This is a genomic window from Streptomyces sp. NBC_00525 (assembly GCF_036346595.1).
Classification (GTDB): Bacteria; Actinomycetota; Actinomycetes; order Streptomycetales; family Streptomycetaceae; genus Streptomyces.
On sequence record NZ_CP107834.1, the window covers coordinates 3,594,466 to 3,615,109 of the forward strand.

19 protein-coding genes are annotated in these 20,644 nt (G+C 72.6%); 4 read left to right on the plus strand and 15 right to left on the minus strand.

Annotated features, from left to right (window positions below; genetic code table 11):
* Positions 1 to 4 precede the first annotated feature (4 nt).
* From pstA to mshD, 10 genes are all read right to left on the minus strand, one after another.
* Entirely contained in the window at positions 5 to 1,090 is a 1,086-nt protein-coding gene (gene pstA / locus OG710_RS15820; RefSeq protein ID WP_330239898.1) for a phosphate ABC transporter permease PstA, read from the minus strand.
* Positions 1,087 to 2,073, minus strand: coding sequence for a phosphate ABC transporter permease subunit PstC (gene pstC / locus OG710_RS15825; protein ID WP_330239899.1), 987 nt, complete (start codon positions 2,071 to 2,073; stop codon positions 1,087 to 1,089). The genes pstA and pstC overlap by 4 nt, the downstream gene beginning before the upstream one ends.
* A 138-nt stretch (positions 2,074 to 2,211) precedes the next feature.
* On the minus strand, positions 2,212 to 3,345 hold the full coding sequence (gene pstS, locus OG710_RS15830; protein ID WP_330239900.1) for a phosphate ABC transporter substrate-binding protein PstS: 1,134 nt from the start codon (positions 3,343 to 3,345) through the stop codon (positions 2,212 to 2,214).
* A 232-nt stretch (positions 3,346 to 3,577) separates the two neighbouring features.
* A complete protein-coding gene (locus OG710_RS15835; RefSeq protein WP_111336511.1) occupies positions 3,578 to 3,991 on the minus strand; it encodes an NUDIX hydrolase in 414 nt (137 codons plus the stop codon).
* Positions 3,988 to 5,019: a CHAD domain-containing protein gene (locus OG710_RS15840; RefSeq protein WP_330239901.1), complete on the minus strand. Its 1,032-nt coding sequence runs from the start codon at positions 5,017 to 5,019 to the stop codon at positions 3,988 to 3,990. Before OG710_RS15840 ends, OG710_RS15835 begins: the two co-directional genes overlap by 4 nt.
* Entirely contained in the window at positions 5,006 to 7,258 is a 2,253-nt protein-coding gene (locus tag OG710_RS15845) for an RNA degradosome polyphosphate kinase (protein WP_330239902.1), read from the minus strand. The genes OG710_RS15840 and OG710_RS15845 overlap by 14 nt, the downstream gene beginning before the upstream one ends.
* A gap of 253 nt (positions 7,259 to 7,511) precedes the next feature.
* On the minus strand, positions 7,512 to 8,285 hold the full coding sequence (locus OG710_RS15850) for a hypothetical protein (protein WP_330239903.1): 774 nt from the start codon (positions 8,283 to 8,285) through the stop codon (positions 7,512 to 7,514).
* A complete protein-coding gene (locus OG710_RS15855; RefSeq protein WP_330239904.1) occupies positions 8,282 to 9,172 on the minus strand; it encodes an ABC transporter ATP-binding protein in 891 nt (296 codons plus the stop codon). The genes OG710_RS15850 and OG710_RS15855 overlap by 4 nt, the downstream gene beginning before the upstream one ends.
* Positions 9,169 to 9,579: a GntR family transcriptional regulator gene (locus tag OG710_RS15860; protein ID WP_330239905.1), complete on the minus strand. Its 411-nt coding sequence runs from the start codon at positions 9,577 to 9,579 to the stop codon at positions 9,169 to 9,171. The genes OG710_RS15855 and OG710_RS15860 overlap by 4 nt, the downstream gene beginning before the upstream one ends.
* Positions 9,580 to 9,666: 87 nt before the next feature.
* A complete protein-coding gene (mshD, locus tag OG710_RS15865; RefSeq protein WP_330239906.1) occupies positions 9,667 to 10,605 on the minus strand; it encodes a mycothiol synthase in 939 nt (312 codons plus the stop codon).
* A 225-nt stretch (positions 10,606 to 10,830) separates the two neighbouring features.
* Here mshD and OG710_RS15870 point away from each other — a divergent pair, with 225 nt between their 5' ends.
* Positions 10,831 to 12,720 carry a bifunctional metallophosphatase/5'-nucleotidase gene (locus tag OG710_RS15870; protein WP_330239907.1) on the plus strand — a complete coding sequence of 630 codons (1,890 nt, stop codon included), beginning with the start codon at positions 10,831 to 10,833 and terminating at the stop codon, positions 12,718 to 12,720.
* Between the two features lie 9 nt (positions 12,721 to 12,729).
* On the opposite strand, the gene OG710_RS15875 is transcribed toward OG710_RS15870, so the two are convergent.
* The 5 genes from OG710_RS15875 to OG710_RS15895 form a co-directional block, all read right to left on the minus strand.
* The gene (locus OG710_RS15875) at positions 12,730 to 14,148 is read right to left on the minus strand and encodes a HAMP domain-containing sensor histidine kinase (RefSeq protein ID WP_330239908.1); all 1,419 of its coding nucleotides are present in this window, start codon (positions 14,146 to 14,148) and stop codon (positions 12,730 to 12,732) included.
* Positions 14,145 to 14,876 (minus strand): response regulator transcription factor, encoded by a 732-nt coding sequence (locus OG710_RS15880; RefSeq protein WP_111336531.1) that lies wholly within the window; start codon positions 14,874 to 14,876, stop codon positions 14,145 to 14,147. Before OG710_RS15880 ends, OG710_RS15875 begins: the two co-directional genes overlap by 4 nt.
* A gap of 66 nt (positions 14,877 to 14,942) precedes the next feature.
* Positions 14,943 to 15,956, minus strand: a complete 1,014-nt coding sequence (locus tag OG710_RS15885) for a S1C family serine protease (RefSeq protein WP_330239909.1) — start codon at positions 15,954 to 15,956, stop codon at positions 14,943 to 14,945.
* A 139-nt stretch (positions 15,957 to 16,095) separates the two neighbouring features.
* Complete coding sequence (locus tag OG710_RS15890; RefSeq protein ID WP_111336535.1) at positions 16,096 to 17,142, minus strand: LacI family DNA-binding transcriptional regulator; 1,047 nt, start codon at positions 17,140 to 17,142, stop codon at positions 16,096 to 16,098.
* A gap of 24 nt (positions 17,143 to 17,166) precedes the next feature.
* A complete protein-coding gene (locus OG710_RS15895) occupies positions 17,167 to 17,952 on the minus strand; it encodes a response regulator transcription factor (RefSeq protein ID WP_111336537.1) in 786 nt (261 codons plus the stop codon).
* A gap of 242 nt (positions 17,953 to 18,194) precedes the next feature.
* Between OG710_RS15895 and OG710_RS15900 the strand changes: the two genes are divergently transcribed.
* The 3 genes from OG710_RS15900 (at position 18,195) to OG710_RS15910 (ending at position 20,603) form a co-directional block, all read left to right on the plus strand.
* Entirely contained in the window at positions 18,195 to 19,019 is an 825-nt protein-coding gene (locus OG710_RS15900; RefSeq protein WP_443064264.1) for an alpha/beta hydrolase family protein, read from the plus strand.
* Between the two features lie 65 nt (positions 19,020 to 19,084).
* On the plus strand, positions 19,085 to 19,339 hold the full coding sequence (locus OG710_RS15905) for a MoaD/ThiS family protein (RefSeq protein ID WP_239225225.1): 255 nt from the start codon (positions 19,085 to 19,087) through the stop codon (positions 19,337 to 19,339).
* A 10-nt stretch (positions 19,340 to 19,349) separates the two neighbouring features.
* A complete protein-coding gene (locus OG710_RS15910; protein WP_330239910.1) occupies positions 19,350 to 20,603 on the plus strand; it encodes a hypothetical protein in 1,254 nt (417 codons plus the stop codon).
* Positions 20,604 to 20,644: the final 41 nt, after the last annotated feature.

The window sequence follows — 20,644 nt, forward strand, 5'->3', positions numbered from 1 at the left end:
GGGCCTAGCGGCCGGTCTTCGGGGCCTTCCAGCGGGCGATGCCGCGGGCCACCAGATTGAGGATCATGACGAAGGCGATCAGGACCAGTGCCGCGGCCCAGGCGCGGTCGTAGGACGCCGCCTCACCGACCCGGTACTGCTCGTAGATGTAGAACGAGAGCGAGGACTGGGCGCCTTCGAAGGGGTTGGTGTTGATCAGCTGGCTGCCGAAGACCAGCAGCATGATCGGCGCGGTCTCGCCGGCGATGCGGGCCACGGCGAGCATGACGCCGGTGACGATGCCGCCGATCGCGGTCGGCAGGACCACCTTGAGGATCGTGCGCCACTTCGGCACGCCGAGGGCGAGGGAGGCCTCGCGCAACTCGTTCGGGACGAGCTTGAGCATCTCCTCGGTGGAGCGGACCACGACCGGCATCATCAGGATGGTCAGGGCGAGCGCGCCCATCAGGCCGGACGGCTCCAGGCCGGCGATCAGCATGATCGAGAGGATGAACAGACCGGCCACGATCGACGGGATGCCGGTCATGACGTCCACGAAGAAGGTGACGGCCTTGGCCAGCGTGCCCTTGCCGTACTCCACCAGGTAGACGGCGGTGAGCAGGCCGAGCGGGGCGGAGATCAGGGTGGCGATGCCGATCTGTTCCAGGGTGCCGATCAGCGCGTGGTAGACGCCGCCGCTGGCCTCGGGTCCGAGGACTCCGGCCATGGAGTGCGTCAGGAAGTAGCCGTCCAGGCGTTCGGAGCCGCGGCTGATCGTCGTCCAGAGCAGGGAGGCGAGCGGGACGACGGCGAGCAGGAAGCAGACCCACACCAGGCTGGTGGCGAGGCGGTCCCTGGCCTGGCGCTGGTTCTCGACGACGCTGGTGGTGATGTACGAGATCACCAGGAAGAACAGCGCGGAGAGCAGGCCCCACTGCACGCGGCTGTGCCAGCCGGCGGCGAGGGCGAGGCCGACGCCGAGGACGATGCCGGCGGCGGCGAAGCCGAGCGGGGCGAGCCGGGGCAGCGCCCGGCTGCTGAGTCCGGTCTTCGGGGCGGCGGGTGCGGGCACCGGGATCTCCTGGACTCCGGTGGTGGTGGCTTGGCTCATGCGTTGGCCCCCGAGTACTCCTTGCGGCGGGCGATGATGAGCCGCGCGGCGCCGTTGACCAGCAGGGTGAGGACGAAGAGGACCAGGCCGGAGGCGATCAGGGCGTCCCGCCCGAACGCGTCGGCCTCGCCGAACTTCGCCGCGATGTTCTGGGCGAACGTGCCGCCGCCCGGGTTGAGCACGTGCATGGAGATCAGGAAGCTCGGCGACAGGACCGTGGCGACGGCCATCGTCTCGCCGAGCGCGCGGCCCAGGCCCAGCATCGACGCGGAGATGATGCCGGAGCGGCCGAACGGCAGCACGGAGAGGCGGATGACCTCCCAGCGGGTGGCGCCGAGGGCGAGCGCGGCCTCCTCGTTCATGCGCGGGACCTGGAGGAAGACCTCGCGGCTGACGCTGGTCACGATCGGCAGGATCATGACCGCGAGCAGGATGCCCACGGTGAACAGCGAGCGGGCGACGCCGATCTCGGTCTTCTCGAAGACGTACGTCCAGCCGAAGAACTGGTCGAGCCAGAGGTTCAGCCCCTCCAGGTACGGCACCAGGACGAGGGCGCCCCAGATGCCGTAGACGATGCTGGGGACCGCGGCGAGCAGGTCGATGACGTACGCGATCGGGCCGGCCAGCTTGCGCGGGGCGTAGTGCGAGATGAACAGGGCGATGCCGACCGAGACCGGGACCGCGATGGCCATCGCGATGACGGAGCTGACGACGGTGCCGAAGAGGAGGACGGCGATGCCGAAGACGGGCGGGTCACCGGCCGGGTTCCAGTCGAAGGTGGTGAGGAAGTTGCCCTCGTTCTTCGAGATGGCGATCGCGGCGCGGTAGCTGAGGAACACGGCGATGGACGCCATGATCATCAGAAGCAGGATGCCGGAACCGCGCGACAGTCCGATGAAGATCCGGTCGCCTGCGCGGCCCGTGGACCGGGGGCGGGAGCGCCCGGCCGATGGGGTTTGTATCCGTGGTGTGGTGGAAGCCATGGTCTTTCCGGTCTGTGTGGGGGAGCGGCACGCTCCCCTGGCGGCGGTGCACCGGAGGGGCTGGGGCGCGGCCGGTCCGGAGGGGTGTTCCGGACCGGCCGCCGGGCGCGTCGTGCGCGTCGTTCGGCGTTGTTCTCGTTACGAGAGGCCGGCGACGGTCTCGCGGACCTTGGCGTTGATCTCCTCGGGGATCGGCGCGTAGCCGGCCTCGCTGAGGAGCTTCTGGCCGTCCGCCGACGCGGCGTAGCCCAGGAAGGACTTCACGGTGCCGAGGGTGTCGGCCTTGTTGCCGGTGTCGCAGACGACCTCGTAGGTGACCAGGACCATCGGGTAGGCGCCCTCGGCCTTGGTGGTGTAGTCGAGTTCGAGCGCCAGGTCCTTGCCGGTGCCCTTGACCTTGGCGGCGGCGATGGCCTTGGAGGCGTTCTCGGAGGTGGCCTTGACCGGGGCGGAGCCGCCGGTGTCGATGTCGACGGTGCTGATCTGCTGCGAGGTGGCGTAGGAGAGCTCGAAGTAGCCGATCGAGCCGTCCACCTGCTTGACCTGGCTGGCGACGCCGGAGGAGCCGGACGCGGCCTGGCCGCCGGGGGCGGGCCACTTCTTCTCGGCCTCGTACTTCCAGTCCTGCGGGGCGGCGGCGCCCAGGTACTTGCCCAGGTTCTGCGTGGTGCCGGAGTCCTCGGAGCGGTGGAAGGGCTGGATCGGCTTGTCCGGCAGCTTGGCGCCCGGGTTGAGCTCGGCGATCGCCTCGTCGTTCCACTTCTTGATCTTCGTGTCGAAGATCTTGGCGAGGGTGGGGGCGTCCAGGGTCAGGCTGTCGACGCCTTCGAGGTGGTAGCCGACGGCGATCGGGCCGCCGACCATCGGCAGGTTGATGCCCTGGCCGGTCTTGCAGATCTTCTTGGAGTCGGCGACCTCTTCGGGCTTCAGCGCCGAGTCGGAGCCGGCGAAGCCGACGGTGCCCTGGTTGAAGGCGACGATGCCCTCGCCGGACGAGGAGGAGTTGTAGTTGATCTCCACGCCGGAGCAGGCGGCCATGTACTCCTTGACCCAGAGGTCCATGGCGTTCTTCTGGGCGCTGGAGCCGGAGGCGCGCAGCTGGCCCTTGGCGCCGTCGCACTTGACGTTGGACGCGGCCTTCGTCTTGCCGCCCGTGGCGGAGGTGTCGCCGCTGTTGTCGTCGGAACCGCACGCCGTGAGGACCAGGGCGCCGGAGACGGCGAGGGCACCGAGCGCGGTGGCACGAAGCCGGTTCTTGCGCTGAAGCTTCACTTTCGGGTGTTCCTTCCAGGAGCCGCCGCGGCTTTTGTTGCGGGCGGCGTGCGACGCGGGTGGTGCAGTGGCTGGTGCCTGCACCCGGTAGGTCTGAAATTAGGCAGACCAGGTGACGTGGTTGACGGGGGTGAGTGAACGGCGGGTGAACCGTGGCGGGCGGCCCGGTTCCGCCGGCTACGGGCCGGGTACGGCGCCCGGAAGCGCGCGCGGCGATCGCGGCGCGGCGGGGTTACGCGCGGGGCAGGGCGCCCAGGGCCGCGTCGAGCAGTTCGCGGTCGCGCGGCCGGCTGAGCCGGGTGCGGGCGGCGGCGGGCGGGAGCCACAGCACGGCGTCCACCTCGCGGTTCGGGACGAAGGAGCCCGCCGTGGCCTCGGCGGACCAGTACGTGACCTCCTTCGGGCGGCCGTTGACGGCGTACCGGACGACGGGCAGCACGTCACCCGGCACGCAGTGGTGGCCCGTCTCCTCCAGGACCTCGCGGACGGCCGCCTCGCGCGGGGACTCGCCGCGCTTCAGCTTGCCCTTGGGGAACGACCAGTCGTCGTAACGCGGCCGGTGTACGAGGCACAGCTCCACACCTGCGGCGGATGCGGGCGGGCGGCGCCACAGCACGCAGCCCGCCGCCCGCACCGGTCCGCTCACGACCGCACCGCGCCCGTCGTCGCGCCGGTCACGGTGTCGGCGCCCGGGTACGGCCAGCTCTCCCGGAACACCGCGCGCGCCGCCTCCACCTCGTGGCGCTGGTCGGCGTGCAGCACCCCGAGGGCGTACGCGGTCGCCGGCGCGATCCGCGGCGTGCGGGCCGCCGCGGACGCCGCGCCGGCCGCCTCCACCGCGTCCCGGTGCAGGTCGAGGGCGTGGACCGGGGCGGCCAGCCGGGGATCGGGGGCGCCGTGCACCACTTCGTGGGCGTAGCGGTGGAGGCGCAGCAGCAGGCGGGTGTGGTGCCAGGGCGCGTCGTGCGCCTCGTTGTACGGCTCCGCCGACTCGTCCGGGGGCAGTGCGGCGACGGCCCCGCGCAGCCGCTGCTCCGCCCGGTGGGCCGGATCGCCGAGCACGTCGGCGGCGGGGCCGGTCGCGGTGGGCGCGAGGGGGACCTCGGAGGCCAGCAGCGCGACCGTGTCGGCCACGGCGTGGAAGCGGGCGGAGCCGAGGGCCTGGAGGGCGGCGGAGTGGGCGCGGGTCCGGGCGAGGGTGAGCTGGCGCTCAAGGAGGGCGCCGGCGCGGGCGGCGCCGACGCCGAGGACGGGCCGGCCCTTGTCGCCGGAGGTGCGGGCGGCCGGGAGGGCGGTGCCGCCGGACAGGCCGTGCAGCGCGTCGAGGAGCCGGACCAGCCGGTCCGCGTAGGCGTGTTCGCGGGCCAGAGTGGTGGAGAGCCAGGTCAGCTCGGTGTGCAGCTGTTCGGCCCAGAGGGGGTCGAGTGCGGTGCGGAAGGTGCGCAGGGTGGCGCCGATCCGGCGGGATGAGCGGCGCAGGGCGGTGGCGGCCTGTTCGGCGGTGCGCGATCCGGCGTCCGTGGGGGCGGTGTTCTCGCGGTGCAGGCGCAGGCTGCGCAGGAAGTCCGCGGCCTGGGTGCGCAGATAGGGGCCGAGGACCGCCCCTGCGGTCACGCCGGTGATGCCGGGGGCGTGGGTGGGGGCCGGCTGGGGCTGGTGGTCAGGGCGTCGCACGCCGGCGCCTCCGGGCGTCAATGAGCATTTCCTGTACGTGCCGCAGGGGCTTGCCGTCCGGGTCCACGGAGTGCCGGGTCCAGTTGCCGTCGGGGCCCAGGTGCCAGGAGGCGGTGGTGTCGGCCATGCCGGTCTCCAGGAGGCGGCTGAGGGCGGCGCGGTGGGCGGGGTCGGTGACCCGGACGAGGGCTTCGATGCGGCGGTCGAGGTTGCGGTGCATCATGTCGGCGCTGCCGAACCAGACCTCGGGTTCGCCGCCGTTGCCGAAGGCGAAGACCCGGGAGTGCTCCAGGAAGCGGCCGAGGACCGAGCGGACCCGGATGTTCTCGGAGAGGCCGGTGACGCCGGGGCGGATGGCGCAGATGCCGCGCACCCAGATGTCCACGGGGACGCCCGCCTGGGCGGCGCGGTAGCAGGCGTCGATGATCGCCTCGTCGACCATCGAGTTGACCTTGATCCGGACGTAGGCGGGGCGGCCCGCCCGGTGGTGGGTGATCTCCTTGGTGATCCGGGAGACCAGTCCGTCGCGGAGCGACTTGGGGGCGACGAGCAGCCGGCGGTAGGTCTCGCGGCGGGAGTAGCCGGAGAGCCGGTTGAAGAGGTCGGAGAGGTCCGCGCCGACCTGCGGGTCCGCGGTGAGCAGGCCGAGGTCCTCGTAGAGCCGGGCGGTCTTGGGGTGGTAGTTGCCGGTGCCGACGTGCGAGTAGCGGCGCAGGGTGTCGCCCTCCTGGCGGACGACGAGGGAGAGCTTGCAGTGCGTCTTGAGGCCGACGAGCCCGTAGACGACGTGGCAGCCCGCCTCCTCCAGTTTGCGCGCCCACTTGATGTTGGCCTGCTCGTCGAAGCGGGCCTTGATCTCGACGAGGACGAGGACCTGCTTGCCGGATTCGGCGGCGTCGATGAGGGCGTCCACTATCGGGGAGTCGCCGGAGGTGCGGTACAGCGTCTGCTTGATCGCGAGGACGTCCGGGTCGCCCGCGGCCTGTTCCAGGAACGCCTGTACGGAGGTGGAGAAGGAGTCGTACGGGTGGTGCAGCAGTACGTCCCGTTCGCGGACCGCGGCGAAGATGTCCGGCGCGGAGGCGGATTCGACCTCGGCGAGGTCGCGGTGGGTGCCGGCGACGAACTTGGGGTACTTCAGCTCGGGCCGGTCCAGCGACGCTATGCCGAACAGTCCGGTCAGGTCGAGCGGGCCGGGCAGCGGGTAGACCTCGGCGTCGGACACCTTCAGCTCGCGGACCAGCAGGTCCAGCACGTACGGGTCGATGGACTCCTCGACCTCCAGGCGCACCGGAGGGCCGAAGCGGCGCCGCATCAGCTCCTTCTCCAGGGCCTGGAGCAGGTTCTCGGCGTCGTCCTCCTCGACCTCCAGGTCCTCGTTCCTGGTGACCCGGAACATGTGGTGCGCCAGCACCTCCATGCCGGGGAACAGCTCCTCCAGGTGGGCCGCGATGACGTCCTCTATGGGGACGTAGCGCTGCGGCGACGCCTCCAGGAAGCGGGTGAGCAGCGGCGGGACCTTGACCCGTGCGAAGTGGCGGTGGCCGCTGACCGGGTTGCGTACGACGACGGCGAGGTTGAGCGAGAGGCCGGAGATGTACGGGAAGGGGTGCGCCGGGTCGACGGCGAGGGGGGTGAGGACGGGGAAGACGCGCTGGCGGAAGAAGGTGAACAGGCGGGCCTGCTCCTTCTCGGTCAGCTCGGGCCAGCGGATGAGCTGGATGCCCTCGTCGGACAGGGCGGGGGCGATGTCCTGCTGGTAGCAGGCGGCGTGCCGGGCCATGAGTTCCCGCGAGCGGGTCCAGATCAGGTCGAGGACCTCGCGGGGCTGGAGGCCGGAGGCGGACCGGTTGGCGACCCCGGTGGCGATGCGGCGCTTGAGGCCGGCGACCCGGACCATGAAGAACTCGTCCAGGTTGGACGCGAAGATCGCCAGGAAGTTGGCCCGCTCCAGCAGGGGCGTGGTCGGGTCCTCGGCCAGCTCCAGGACGCGTTCGTTGAACGCGAGCCAGCTGCGCTCCCGGTCCAGGAACCGGCCCTGTGGCAGCTCGTCGCCGTCCTTGTCGGGCTCGTAGGCGTCGGCGTCCGCGTCGATGTCGGGATCGAAGTCGGCGGCGGTGGACAGGGCGGCCCCCCGCGCGGAGGGGGCGACTGCGTGCGGCCGGTGTGCGGCGAGGGAGCCGACGGACGGCTGGGCGGCGTGCTGGACCGGGACCTCGGAGCTGGGCTGCTGGCTCATGAGCCCATTGTTCCGCGCGGAGCGCTCCGGGGGCGCGTCGGAGGCGGGCGAGATCGCGTGGACGGCGCGGTCGGAGCGCGTTCTGCCGGGATTCCGACCGTTGCGGGGTGTCGGCACAGCTGGCTGCATCCTGCGAGGCTCGCAAGGCCGTCTGAATGCCCGGTAACGACGACATGACGTACGGGCAGCGCTGGGCGGACCGTGTGTGGGGCCTCGTCCGGGGCGCCCGCCCCGGACGAGGTGCGCGAAGGCGTCAGGCGTGGTAGCGCCGCAACACCCGGAAGGCGAGCGCGGTGACACCGCCGGCGAGCAGAAGAACGATGCCGGTCTCGGCGAGCTGGAGGGGCCAGAAGTTCGCGGCGGGCCGTACGGCGCGGGTGGCGAGGGCCACCAGGAGGCAGACGACCGCCGCGAGCGCCATCGACCGCAGGGCGCGCCCGAGCAGCAGCGCGACGAGCGCCCCCAGAGCGAGGCCCAGCAGGGTGTGTGCGACGGGTACGGGCCCCATCGAGTCGTACACCCACCACTCGGACGAGCTCAGCGGATAGTGGGTGTCGTGTGTCCGGGACACGGTCCACGCGTACACGGCGGACAGCAGGGTGACTCCGGCCACGGCGAACGCGCCGGTCACGGCGAGCTTGGCGGCCAGCCACCGGGCCGGGCTGACGGACTGGCCGCAGGCGAACCGGTAGGTGCCGTCCTCCAGTTCCCGGCCGATCACGGGCCCGGCGACGAAGAGGCCGACAAGGGCGGGCAGGGCGGCGATGGCCAGGGCGGCGTACCGGAAGAGGTGGTTGTACTGGAGCTCGATGCTGAGCAGGTGGCGCACGGGGATGCCGCAGCCGGAGACCGTGTGCTGCACGGAGCATCCGGTGCCGGCGAAGTCGTCGGCCGCGGCGGACGTGAACCACCAGGCGCTCGCCGCCAGGGCGGCTCCGACGAGCGCGACGGCTCCCCAGCCCCACAGGACGAAGCGGTGCTGCCGGACCACGATCCTGGCCGGTCCTCGCAGGTTCAGGGTGCTCATGCCGGTATCGCCTCTCGGGTTGTCGCGCTCGGGGTTAGGAGGGTGGGAGCCTGGGGGGAGCGGAGGTGGGCGAGGAGGAGTTCTTCCAGGGTGGGTTCGGAGCGGGTCCAGGACGGGTCCACGGTGCCCTCCGGGCGGACCAGGGCGGTCAGGGCGCGGCCCGTGGTGCGGGATTCGACCACCGTGTGCGGGGCGAGGTCGCGTACCGGGCCGGTGAGCAGCGCGTGGGCGGCGATCAGGTCGTCCGTCTCGCCGCCGAGGCGGATGCGGCCGTCGTCCACGAGGAGCAGGTAGTCGCAGGCGCCCTCCAGCTCACTGAGGATGTGCGAGGACATGACGATGGTGGTCCGGTGCTCGGCTGCCTCGGCCATCAGAGCGCCCATCAGCTGGTGGCGGGCGAGGGGGTCGAGGTCGGCCATCGGCTCGTCCAGGAGCAGCAGTTCGGCCCGTTTGCCGAGCGCCAGGGCGAGGGCGAGCCGGGTGCGCTGCCCGCCGGAGAGCGTGCGGACCCTGGCGTCGGCGGGGAGGGGTGCGGCGATGCGGGCGGCGGTCTCCCGGTCCCAGCCGGACGGGTTCAGTTCGGCGCCCGCCCACAGCGTTTCGGAGACCGTCAACTGCGGGTAGAGCGGCTTGTCCTGCGCCACGTAGGCGATGCGGGCGCGCACGTCGCCGGGTGCCTCGCCCAGGACCCGGAGCGTGCCCGCGGCGGGCCGCAGGAAGCCGGCGGCGAGGGCGAGCAGGGTGGACTTGCCGGCGCCGTTGGGGCCGACGAGCGCGCAGACGGCGCCCGCGGGCAGCCGGAACGCGCAGTCGCGGAGCGCCCAGCCGCTTCCCCGGCCCCGGTATTTCATGCCGAGGCCGTCGGCCTCCAGCGCGGTACCTGTCATCGGTCCTCGTCCCCCTCGAATGTGCTGTTCAGTACGGCGGTGAAGAGCGCGCTCACGTCGTCCCGGTCGAGCCCCGCGGCCCGTGCCCGGCCCGCCCAGTCGGCGAGTTCGGCGCGCAGCGGCGCGTCGTTGGCGGCCGCCGCGCCGCCCAGGGACCGGGTGACGAAGGTGCCGAGCCCGCGCCGGGCCTCGACGAGCCCTTCGCGTTCCAGCTCGCGGTACGCCTTGAGCACGGTGTTCGGGTTGATCGCGGTGGCCTCGACCACTTCGCGGGCGGTGGGCAGCCGGTCGCCCGGCTCCAGCAGGCCCAGGCGCAGGGCCTGTTTCGTCTGCTGGACGATCTGGAGGTAGGTGGCGACGCCGCTGCGCCGGTCGATGCGGAACTCGACTGCTGCGGTCCGAGCCATCTGCACCCTTTCACTAATTGAGTAGTGAAAGGGTGACGTAAGAAGGGGGCGGCGTCAAGCGGCGCCGCCCCCGGCGAGTTGAGGGTGTCAGGACTCCGTGCGGTACATCAGGTCCACCTCGTGGGTGGTGAAGCCCATGCGCTCGTAGACCGCGAGTGCGGCCGGGTTGTCCGCGTCGACGTAGAGCATCGCGGTCGGCAGGCCCTCGGCGGCCAGATGGCGCAGGCCGATCGCGGTGAGGGCCTTGCCGAGGCCGCCGCCCTGGGCGTCGGGCCGGATGCCGACCACGTACACCTCGCCGAGTCGTTCCTCCGCGTGGACCTTCGTCCAGTGGAAGCCGATCAGTTCGGTGCCGCCGGAGCCGTCCTCGCGTTCGGCCAGGAAGAAGCCCTTCGGGTCGAACCAGGGTTCGGCCTTGCGGTCGTCCAGGTCGCGCTGGGTCAGGGAGCCCTGCTCGGGGTGGTGGGCGAAGGCGGCGCGGTTCACGGCGAGCCAGGCGGCGTCGTCCTCGCCCGGCACGAAGGTGCGTACGGTGACGCCCGGCGGCAGGGCCGGCTCGGCGAGGTTCAGCGGGCTCAGCGGGCGGCGCAACTGGCGCAGTTCCCGGAACAGGGAGAGGCCGAGGACCTGGGCCAGGTGGCGCGCCGAGGCCTTCCCGCCGTGCGCCCACACCCGCAGCCGCTTCCCGGTCGCGGCGAGCAGGGCGGCCCCCAGGGCGCGCCCGTGGCCGTGGCCCCGGTGCGCGGGGTGCACGACCAGTTCGGCGGCGGGGGCCTCCACGGGGTCGGTGTCCTCCAGTTGCGCGTACCCGGCGAGCACGCCCCCCGCGGACAGCAGGAAGTGCCGTACGCCCTCCCGCCGCCCGCCCCGCAGTTGCAGCCGGCCCTGCTCCGACACGGCCTGCCGGCCGTCGGACCGCGCGGCCTCGGCGAGCAGGTCGAGCACGGCCGCTGCCTGGTCGGGGGAGAGGGTGTCGAGCGTCTGGATCTCGCGTCCGGGGGCGGGGAGGGGAACGTCAGTCGTCATGGGTACGAGCGTAAGCGTCCGCCGGGCGGCGCCCCCGGTGCTCGACCCGGTCCGGCCGGATGAGGTCACCGGCCCACCGGGCTCACCCATTTGGGCCAATGGTCCCGTTCCGACTGGGCGGCTACCAGTTCGTAACCCCGCACACCTGTCGCGCTACGCGCGTTGACTCTAGGCTTCGGCTCGAATTCCACCCGCTTTCCACCCGCTGAACTCACAAGGGGATCGATGTCAGCGACACCGCAGAAGAACCGCGCGTCCCGGCGGGTGCTCGCCGCCGCGGCCGGTCTCGTCACCGTGGGCGCGCTGGTCGCCGCCATGCCGGCCGGCGCCCAGGAGCGCGGGCACGGCCACGGGCACGGGCATGGCCATGGCCACGGGCACCACACGCCGGCCCGGACCGTCGACGTACAGCTGCTGTCCTTCAACGACCTGCACGGCAACCTGGAGCCGCCGGCCGGTTCGGCCGGAACGGTCAACCGGACGCAGCCCGACGGCACCGTGAAGCAGGTCCCGGCGGGTGGCGTGGAGTACCTCGCCACCTCGCTGCGCGAGGCCCGCAAGGGCCACCCGTACTCGATCACCGCCGCCGGCGGCGACATGGTCGGGGCGAGCCCGCTGCTGTCGGGCCTCTTCCACGACGAGCCGACCATCGAGGCGCTGAACAAGCTCGACCTCGACGTGACGAGCGTCGGCAACCACGAGTTCGACGAGGGCGCCGGCGAGCTGGCCCGCCTCCAGAACGGCGGCTGCCACCCGGTCGAGGGGTGCTACGAGGAGGGCAGGACCTTCCGGGGCGCCGACTTCCCGTACCTCGCCGCGAATGTGACGGACGAGAAGTCCGGCAAGCCGATCCTCAAGCCGTACACGGTGTGGAAGAAGAACGGCGTCCGGATCGGCTTCATCGGGGTGACCCTGGAGGGCACGCCGAACATCGTCACGGCCAACGGCGTCAAGGGGCTGAAGTTCCACGACGAGGTCGAGACGATCAACAAGTACGCCAAGGAGCTGGACCGCCAGGGCGTGAAGTCGATCGTCGCCCTGATCCACGAGGGCGGCGCGCCCGCCTCCTCCGCGTACGACTACGACTGCGACAGCCCGGGCGCCGGTGACGGCATCTCCGGGCCGATCACGGACATCGCCAAGGGCATCACGCCCAAGGTGGACGCCCTGGTCACGGGCCACACCCACCAGGCGTACGTCTGCACGATCCCGGACCCGGCCGGCAACCCGCGCCTGGTCACCTCGGCCGCCTCGTTCGGCAAGCTGTACACGGACACCACGCTCACGTACGACCGGCGCACCAAGGACATCGTGCGCACGGCCGTGAAGGGCAGCGGCAAGCACGGCTCCAAGCACCACGGCCCGCAGCCGTCGAACCCGGTCGCGGCCAACCACATCGTCAGCCGCGACCAGCAGCCCGCCCGCGACATGACGGACCTGATCGCCCGCTGGAACGCCCTCGCGGCCCCGGTCTCCAACCGTCCGCAGGGCTACATCTCCGCCGACATCAACGGCCGCGGCTCCACCGCCCTGGAGAAGCCGCTCGGCGACCTCATCGCGGACGCCCAGCTCGAAGGACTGGCCCCGGCCGACAAGGGCGGCGCGGTCGTCGCCCTCATGAACCCGGGCGGCATCCGCTCGGACCTGGTGTACAAGGCGTCCGGCGGCGAGGGCGACGGCGTCGTCACCTACGGCGAGGCGTTCACCGTGCAGCCCTTCACCAACATGATGAACGTCGTGGACCTGACCGGCGCCCAGCTGGTCACCGCCCTCCAGCAGCAGGTCAGCGGCTCGAACGAGGCCAGCCCGAAGATCCTCCAGGTCTCGAAGGGGCTCACCTACACGCTGGACATGACGAAGTCCGGCGCGGACCGCGTCGTCACCGAAACGATCCGCCTGAACGGTGAGGCGATCGACCCGGGCAAGACGTACCGCGTCGCGATGAACGAGTTCCTGGCGGGCGGCGGTGACGGCTTCGCGGCGCTCGGACAGGGCACCGACAAGCTCGTCGGCGCCTCCGACCTGGACCTGTTCAACGCCTACCTGGCCGCGCACTCCTCGGCCTCGGCCCCGCTGACCCCGCCGGCGGCGGACCGGATCACGGTCGTGAAGTAGCGGCCGCGCTCACATCTCCACTCCGCCCGGCGGCGGCTGCGGTGCGCCCGGCAGGCTGATCGCGGCCTCCGTGCCCCCGCCGTCCGCCGGGCGGAGGGAGATCTCGCCGCCCGCCTGCCGGACCGTACGGGCCACGATCGACAGGCCGAGCCCGGACCCCGGCAGCTGGCGGGCGGACGGGGAGCGCCAGAAGCGCTCGAAGACGTACGGGAGTTCGTCGGCGGGGATGCCGGGGCCGCGGTCGCGGACCGTGAGCCGGCCCCGGTGCAGCACCACGTCGATCGTGCCGCGCGCCGGGCTGAACTTCACCGCGTTGTCCAGCACGTTGACGATCGCCCGCTCCAGGGCGGCCGGTTCGGCCCGTACGTACCAGGGGGCCAGGTCCTCCGTGATCGTCAGCTCCGGGCCCCGCAGCCGGGCGCGCCGGAGCGCGGCGCGGGTGACGTCGTGCAGGGCCACCACCTGGAGCGGGCCCGGCTGGGCGGCGTCCGGGCGGGCCAGTTCCTGGAGGTCGCCGATGAGCGCGGCCAGCTCCGTCATCTGCGCCTTGACCGAGGACATCAGCGCCCTGCGGTCGTCCGGCGGGATGGCGCGGCCCGTCTCGTCGCTGCGGGCCAGCAGCTCCACATTGGTCCGCAGCGAGGTGAGCGGGGTGCGCAGCTCGTGGCCGGCGTCCGCGATGAGCTGCGCCTGCCGGTCGCGGGAGGTGGCCAGCGAGGCGGTCATCGAGTTGAACGACCGGGACAGCCGGGCGATCTCGTCCTCGCCGTCGGCGGGGATGCGGACGGTCAGGTCCTCGGTGCGGGCGACGTGTTCGACGGCGCGGGTGAGTTCGTCCACCGGGCGCAGCCCGGACCGGGCCACCCAGAGCCCGGCCGCGCCGGCGCCGACGACGCCGATGCCGCCGACGAGCAGCAGCACCCACGCGAGCCTGGACAGCGGCTTGTCGATCTCGCCGAGGGGCCGGGCGATGGAGACGGCGAGGCCCGCGGGCGCCTTCACGGGAGCGGTGTAGACGCGCATCCGCACGCCCTTGACGTCGGTCACGGTGTGCATCGCGCTGGGCTCCCGGCGGTTCGCGACCGCGAGGTCGGCCGTGCCCACCGGGAGCCGCGAGGAGTCGGGCGCGAGGCAGACCCCGCCCTGCGCGGTGATGAGCTGGACGGTGAAGCCGGAGTAGGGGCGGGGCTGGACCTGGCCGGTGCCCTGGCAGTAGTCGTACAGCTGGTTCAGATAGCGCTCGTCGACCCCGGTGCTCCGCAGGGTCGCGTCCTGCTGCTCCTCCAGCTGCTCCCGCGTCACGAACCAGCACGCCACCGCGACCGCCGCGACCGCGACCGCGACCGCCGTGGCGACCAGCAGGGCGAGGCGGGAACGGAGCGGCAGCGCGCGGATGCGGCCCAGGGGGCCCGGCCGGGTGGCCGTCATCCGTCGCCCCCGCCGGAGCGGAGCGCGTACCCCACACCGCGCACGGTGTGGACGAGGCGCGGTTCGCCGCCGGCCTCCGTCTTGCGGCGGAGGTACATCACGTACACGTCCAGGGAGTTGGAGCTGGGCTCGAAGTCGAAGCCCCACACGGCCTTGAGGATCTGTTCGCGGGTGAGGACCTGGCGCGGGTGCGCGAGGAACATCTCCAGGAGGGTGAACTCGGTCCGGGTCAGCTCCACGCGCCGGTCGCCCCGCGTGACCTCGCGGGTGGCGAGGTCCATGCGCAGGTCGGCGAAGGCGAGCACGTTGTCGTCGGGGACGGGGCCGCCCGCGGCCGTCGCGTACGAGCTGCGGCGCAGCAGGGCCCGGATGCGGGCGAACAGCTCGTCCAGCTCGAACGGCTTGACCAGGTAGTCGTCGGCGCCCGCGTCGAGCCCGGTGACGCGGTCGCCGACCGTGTCCCGTGCGGTGAGCATCAGGATGGGTGTGGTGGCGCCGGTGGCGCGGATGCGGCGGGCGGCGGTCAGGCCGTCCATGCGGGGCATCTGGATGTCCAGGACGATGAGGTCGGGGTCGTACGACTCCGCCGCGGCCAGCGCGTCGAGTCCGTCCACGGCGACCTCGGTGCCGTAGCCCTCGAAGGCGAGGCTGCGCCGCAGTGCCTCGCGTACGGCGGGCTCGTCGTCGACGATGAGGATGCGCTGCGGATCGTCGTCGGCGGGGCTCATCGCTGTCTCGTCCTCTTCTCGTGCGGTACGGGGCCGGGCGGGCCCAGTTTCTCAGCCCCGTCCGCGTCAGGAGCCGTGGCCGGCGCGCAGGGTGTCGAGGTCGGCCTTGAGGGTGTTGACCGGGATCGCGAAGCCGAGGCCGACGCTGCCGGCGGCGGAGCCGCCCGAGCCACTGGCGGAGCTCGCCGAGTACATGGCCGAGTTGATGCCGATGATCTCGCCGTTCATATTGATGAGCGCGCCGCCGGAGTTGCCGGGGTTGAGCGAGGCGTCGGTCTGGATGGCCTTGTACGTGGTGGTGGACTCGCCGGTGCTGCCGTTGAACTGCTGTCCGCCGAACTCGAACGGCCACTGCCGGCCGCCGCCCTGCCGCTGGTCCTGGCCGCTGTCGCCGTCCTTGGCGACCGTGACGTCGCGGTCGAGCGCGGAGACGATGCCGCTGGTGACGGTGCCGGTCAGGCCCTCGGGGGAGCCGATGGCGACGACCTGGTCGCCGACCGCGACCTTCGAGGAGTCGCCGAGGGTGGCGGTCTTCAGCCCGCTCGCGTTCCGGAGCTTGATCAGGGCGAGGTCCTTGTCGGCGTCGGTGCCGACGACGTCCGCGGTGTACGTCTTCCCGGTGCTGAGGGTGACCTCGATCTGCGAGGCGCCCGCGATGACGTGGTTGTTGGTGACGATCTCGCCGTCCGGTGTGATGATCACGCCCGATCCGGTGGACTGGCCGGCCGTCGAGGTGGCGCCGATCTCCACGATGGCCGGGGAGAGGGCCGCCGCCACACCGGCCACGGTGCCCTTGCTGGTCTGCGAGACGGTGGTGCCCGGTACGACGCCGGACCCGGCGGCGGTCGGGGCGCCGCCGTCGGTGAGCCGGCCGATCACGGTGGCGGTGCCGCCGCCGACGATCGCCGCCGCGACGGCCACCGCCGCGAGGAGCGCGACGGGCCTGCGGGCCCGGCGCCGGGGGGCGGGCGCGGCGGGCGGGACCGGCTGGTACGACGGCGGCGGGGGGTAGGCCGCCTCGCCGTTGCCGTACGAGGGGTACATCGGGTACTCGCCGCTCGGGCGCTGGCTCTCTGTCATGCCCTTGAGACTGTCCGGCCAAGATGAGAGGAGCGTGAGTACGCCCTGAGAAGCCCGGCAGAAGTGCGTATGCCCGATATAAAGGCCGGTCCGGTGCGCCGGTGGAGGAGCCGGTCCGGTGCGCCCGTGCGGCGGCCCGTTACGGCAGGGCGCGGTCCGTGGGCTTCCCGCAGCCGCACGAGCGGCGGACCACCAGCGCCGAGGGGAACTGCTTCAGCCGCTCCCGGCGCGATCCGGACACCCGCAGCGAGTCGTCGAGGACCAGGTCCACCGCGGCCCGCGCCATCGCCGGGCGGTCCGAGAAGACCGTGGTCAGCGGCGGATCGGTCAGCCCGGCTTCCTTCACGTCGTCGAAGCCGGCGACGGCCAGCTCGCCGGGCACGTCGATGCGCAGCTCGCGCGCGGCCCGCAGGACGCCGATGGCCTGGTCGTCCGTGGCGCAGAAGATCGCCGGGGGCCTGTCGGGGCCGGAGAGCAGCTCCAGCGCCACCCGGTAGGCGTCGTACCGGTTGTAGGGGGCCTGGAAGAGGCGGCCCTCGGTGCTGCGGCCCGCTTCGTGCATGGCGCGGCGCCAGCCCTCGATGTGGTCGGCGACCGGGTCGCCGACGGAGGGGGTCTCCTCGGTGCCGCCGAGGCAGGCCACGTACGCGTTGCCGTGCTCCAGGAGGTGGCGGGTGGCGAGCTGGGCGCCGCCGACGTCGTCCGTGACGACGGCGACGTCGTCGATGGCCTCGGGGCGCTCGTGCAGCAGGACGACGCGGGCGTCCCACGCCTCTATCTCGGCGGCGGCGCGCTCGCTGGGGCCCTGGCTGACCAGGATCAGGCCGGAGACCCGCATGCCGAGGAAGGCCCGCAGGTAGTGGACCTCGCGCTCGTCGCGGTAGTCGGAGTTGCCGACGAGGACCATTTTCCCGCGCTCGGCGGCGGCCTGTTCGACCGCGTGGGCCATCTCGGCGAAGAACGGCTGCCGGGCGTCCGGCACGATCATCCCTATGAGATCGGTCCGTCGCGAGGCCATCGCCTGGGCGACCCGGTCGGGCCGGTAACCCAGCTCCTTGATCGCGGCGAGCACCCGCTCGCGCGTGGCCGGGGCGACCGGCCGGGGTCCGTTGTTGATGACGTAACTGACCACCGCGGTGGACGTCCCCGCCAGTCTCGCCACATCGTCCCGCGTCACCTTGGCCACGCGCCGCAGTCTACGCGGATGGAACTACCTCTTGGCAGGCCGGACCGGGGCTTTCTCCGTGACGTCGGCTACGGCCGGCTGCTCCGAACGGGGGACACCCCGCGCGGCGGTCCTGTCCTCGTCGGCCGGCCGCTCGGTCTTCTCGGGAGCGACGAACCGGTAACCCACGTTCCGCACGGTGCCGATCAGCGACTCGTGCTCGGGGCCGAGCTTGGCGCGCAGCCGCCGTACGTGCACGTCCACGGTCCGCGTACCGCCGAAGTAGTCGTAGCCCCAGACCTCCTGGAGCAGCTGGGCGCGGGTGAAGACCCGGCCGGGATGCTGCGCCAGATACTTGAGCAGTTCGAATTCCTTGAACGTGAGATCGAGTACCCGGCCCTTGAGTTTCGCGCTGTACGTCGCCTCGTCCACCGAGAGATCACCGTTGCGGATCTCCATCGGGGAGTCGTCGGCGCCGATCTGCTGCCGGCCGGTCGCCAGCCGCAGCCGTGCCTCGACCTCGGCGGGGCCGGCCGTGTCCAGCAGGACGTCGTCGACGCCCCAGTCGGCGGTGACGGCGGCGAGCCCGCCCTCCGTGACGACGAGGATCAGCGGGCAGCCGGGCCCGGTGGAGCGCAGCAGCTGGCAGAGCGAGCGGATCTGGGGCAGATCGCGGCGCCCGTCCACGAGGATGACGTCGGCGCCGGGGGTGTCCACGAGTGCGGGTCCCTCGGCGGGCGCCACGCGCACGCTGTGCAGCAGGAGGCCGAGAGCGGGCAGCACCTCCGTCGAGGGCTGGAGGGCGTTCGTCAGGAGCAGCAGGGCACTCATCGCCGCCCACCTGCCCGGTTCGTCGGTCGTTGCTCGTGCTCGGTCGGCTCGCCCATGACTCGGTTCTCCTCGTTCCCTGCGAGAGGGGCACTCCCGGACGGGGGTCCGGGGGAGTATGCGGCTCTGCTTCGTACGCTGGTTCCGCTGAGCTTGTCGAAACGTCGCCGTAACAACGTCCCGGAAAGCACAAAAGGACTCGGGGGCTGCTTTGCCCGAGTCCTCTTCACAGGAGAATAACCCACATGAGTTCTGTGTCCGAGGGGAGAATTCCGGATTCCCCTGTTCGCTCGGTCACGCGCGGTCCGGTGCGGGCCGTGTTGCGTGCGGACGACGGGACCCGGATCGAGGCGGTGTACGACCCGTGTACGGCGGGTAACGGCGCGGGTGCCCCGGCCGGTGATCCGGGGCCGGCGATCGTCGTCGCGCATGGGTTCACCGGTTCGGCGGACCGCCCGGCCGTGCGGCGGGCCGTGCGCGCGTTCTCCCGGTACGCGGGCGTGGTGACGTTCTCCTTCCGGGGCCACGGCGGCTCCGGCGGACTGTCCACGGTGGGCGACCGCGAGGTGCTCGACCTGGCCGCCGCCGTCGACTGGGCGCGCTCGCTCGGGCACCGGCGGGTGGTGACCGCGGGCTTCTCGATGGGCGGCTCGGTGGTGCTGCGGCACGGCGCGCTGTACCCGGGCGGGGCGGACGCGGTGGTGTCCGTGAGCGCTCCGGCGCGCTGGTACTACCGGGGTACGGCTCCGATGCGCCGGCTGCACTGGATGGTGACCCGGCCGGAGGGGCGGCTCGTCGGGCGCTACGGATTCGGTACCCGCATCCACCACCGGGCGTGGGACCCGGTCCCGCTCTCCCCGGTCGGGGCCGCCGCCCTGATCGCCCCGGCGCCCCTGCTGGTCGTGCACGGCGACCGCGATCCGTACTTCCCGCTCGACCACCCCCGCATGCTGGCCGCCGCGGCGGGCGACGCGGGGGAACTGTGGCTGGAGCGCGGCATGGGGCACGCGGAGAACGCGGCCGACGAGACCTTGCTCACCCGCATCGCCGACTGGGCGGTCCGGGCGTGAACGATGATGGGCAGCCGGTGCCCCCCGAACCGGCACCGACCGAATGGGACGAAAGGAGCGCCGCCATGCCCGCCGGAACGATCCGATACTGGGCGGCCGCCAAGGCCGCGGCCGGGACCGCGGAGGAGCCGTATGCCGCCGCGACCCTCCAGGAGGCGCTCGACGCGGTGCGCGAACGGCACCCCGGTGAGCTGAGCCGCGTGCTGCTGAGGTGTTCGTTCCTCATCGACGGCGACCCCGTGGGGACCCGCAGCCATGAGACCGTACGCCTTGCCGAGGGCGGCACGGTCGAGGTGCTCCCGCCGTTCGCAGGAGGGTGAACCGCAGCACATGAGCAACAGCGATCAGCAGCATCCGTACGACCCGGCGCAGGGACAGCAGGCGTACCAGGACCCGTACGCGTACGGGCAGCAGCCGCAGCAGCCGCAGCAGCCGCAGCAGCCGTACGGCCGGCAGCCCTACGCGCAGGACACGTACGCCCAGGACGCTTACGGACAGGACGCGTACGGACAGGACGCCTACGCGCAGCCGCAGCAGGGTTACGGGTATCCGGCCGCCCCGTCCGGCCAGGGGGTCGCCGCGCAGACGTGGGAGGGGCAGACCTGGGACACGCAGTACCAGCCGCCCGTCCCGGCGGCGGAGCCCGCGCCGCAGGCTCCGCAGTACCAGGCCCCGCAGTATCAGGCCCCGCAGTACGCGGCCCCGCTCGGCACGGGCTCGTATCCGCTGCCGCCGGAGGTCCGTCCGGAGCCCGAACCGGCACCCGAGCCCGGTGTGAACGCCGCCACCGACGGGTACGGGCCGGCCACGACCCTCGGCAACGCCCGGATCACCGACGCGCAGCGCGCCCGGGCCGAGGGGCGTTCCCCGATCATCGCGCCGGGAATCCAGCCGGCCGCGATCACCGCGGCGCTCGGGCTGCTGCTGGCGCTCGGCGCGGCCATCGGCTCGTACGCCCTGCTCGTGCCGCTGGTGCTGCTCCAGGCGGTGACGGCGGCGGGCTGGTTCCGGCTCAACGGCATGTGGCCGGCCCGGCAGGGCATCGCGCTGGCGTTCGCCGGCGGTCTGGTGGCCGATGTGGCGCTGCTGGCGGCCGGCCGGGAGAACGGTCCGGCCGCGATCATCGGCACGCTCGGCGTGTGGGTGCTGCTGACCGTGGTGCTCCAGCTGCGCAGCCGGGCGGGCGCCGACGAGCGGATGCAGGGGCTGATGGCCACCGTCGCCTCCGCCGCGCTCGCGGTGCTGGCGGCCGGGCACCTCGCGGCCGTGCCGGACGCCGTGACGGTGGGCGCGGTCGCCGTGGCCGCCGCCGTGGTCGTACGGGCGCTGCCGCTGCCGGAGCCGGTCACGGCGGTGGCGGCGCTGGCCGTCGCGGCGGGGGCGGGCGCGGTGGCCGGGGCGGTCACCGATCTGGGGGCGAAGGGCGCGCTGCTGGGCCTCGCGGCCGGGGTGTGCGCGCTGATCGGGCTGCGGACGGCCAGCTACGACTACCCGTCACGCTTCGTCCACATGACGGCGGGTGTGGCGCTGCCGCTGACCGCGGCCGCTCCGGCCGTCTACCTGCTGGGCCGCGTCCTGGCGTAGGTCCGTACCGCTCGGAAACGTAGCCCGTCGTACGCATGACG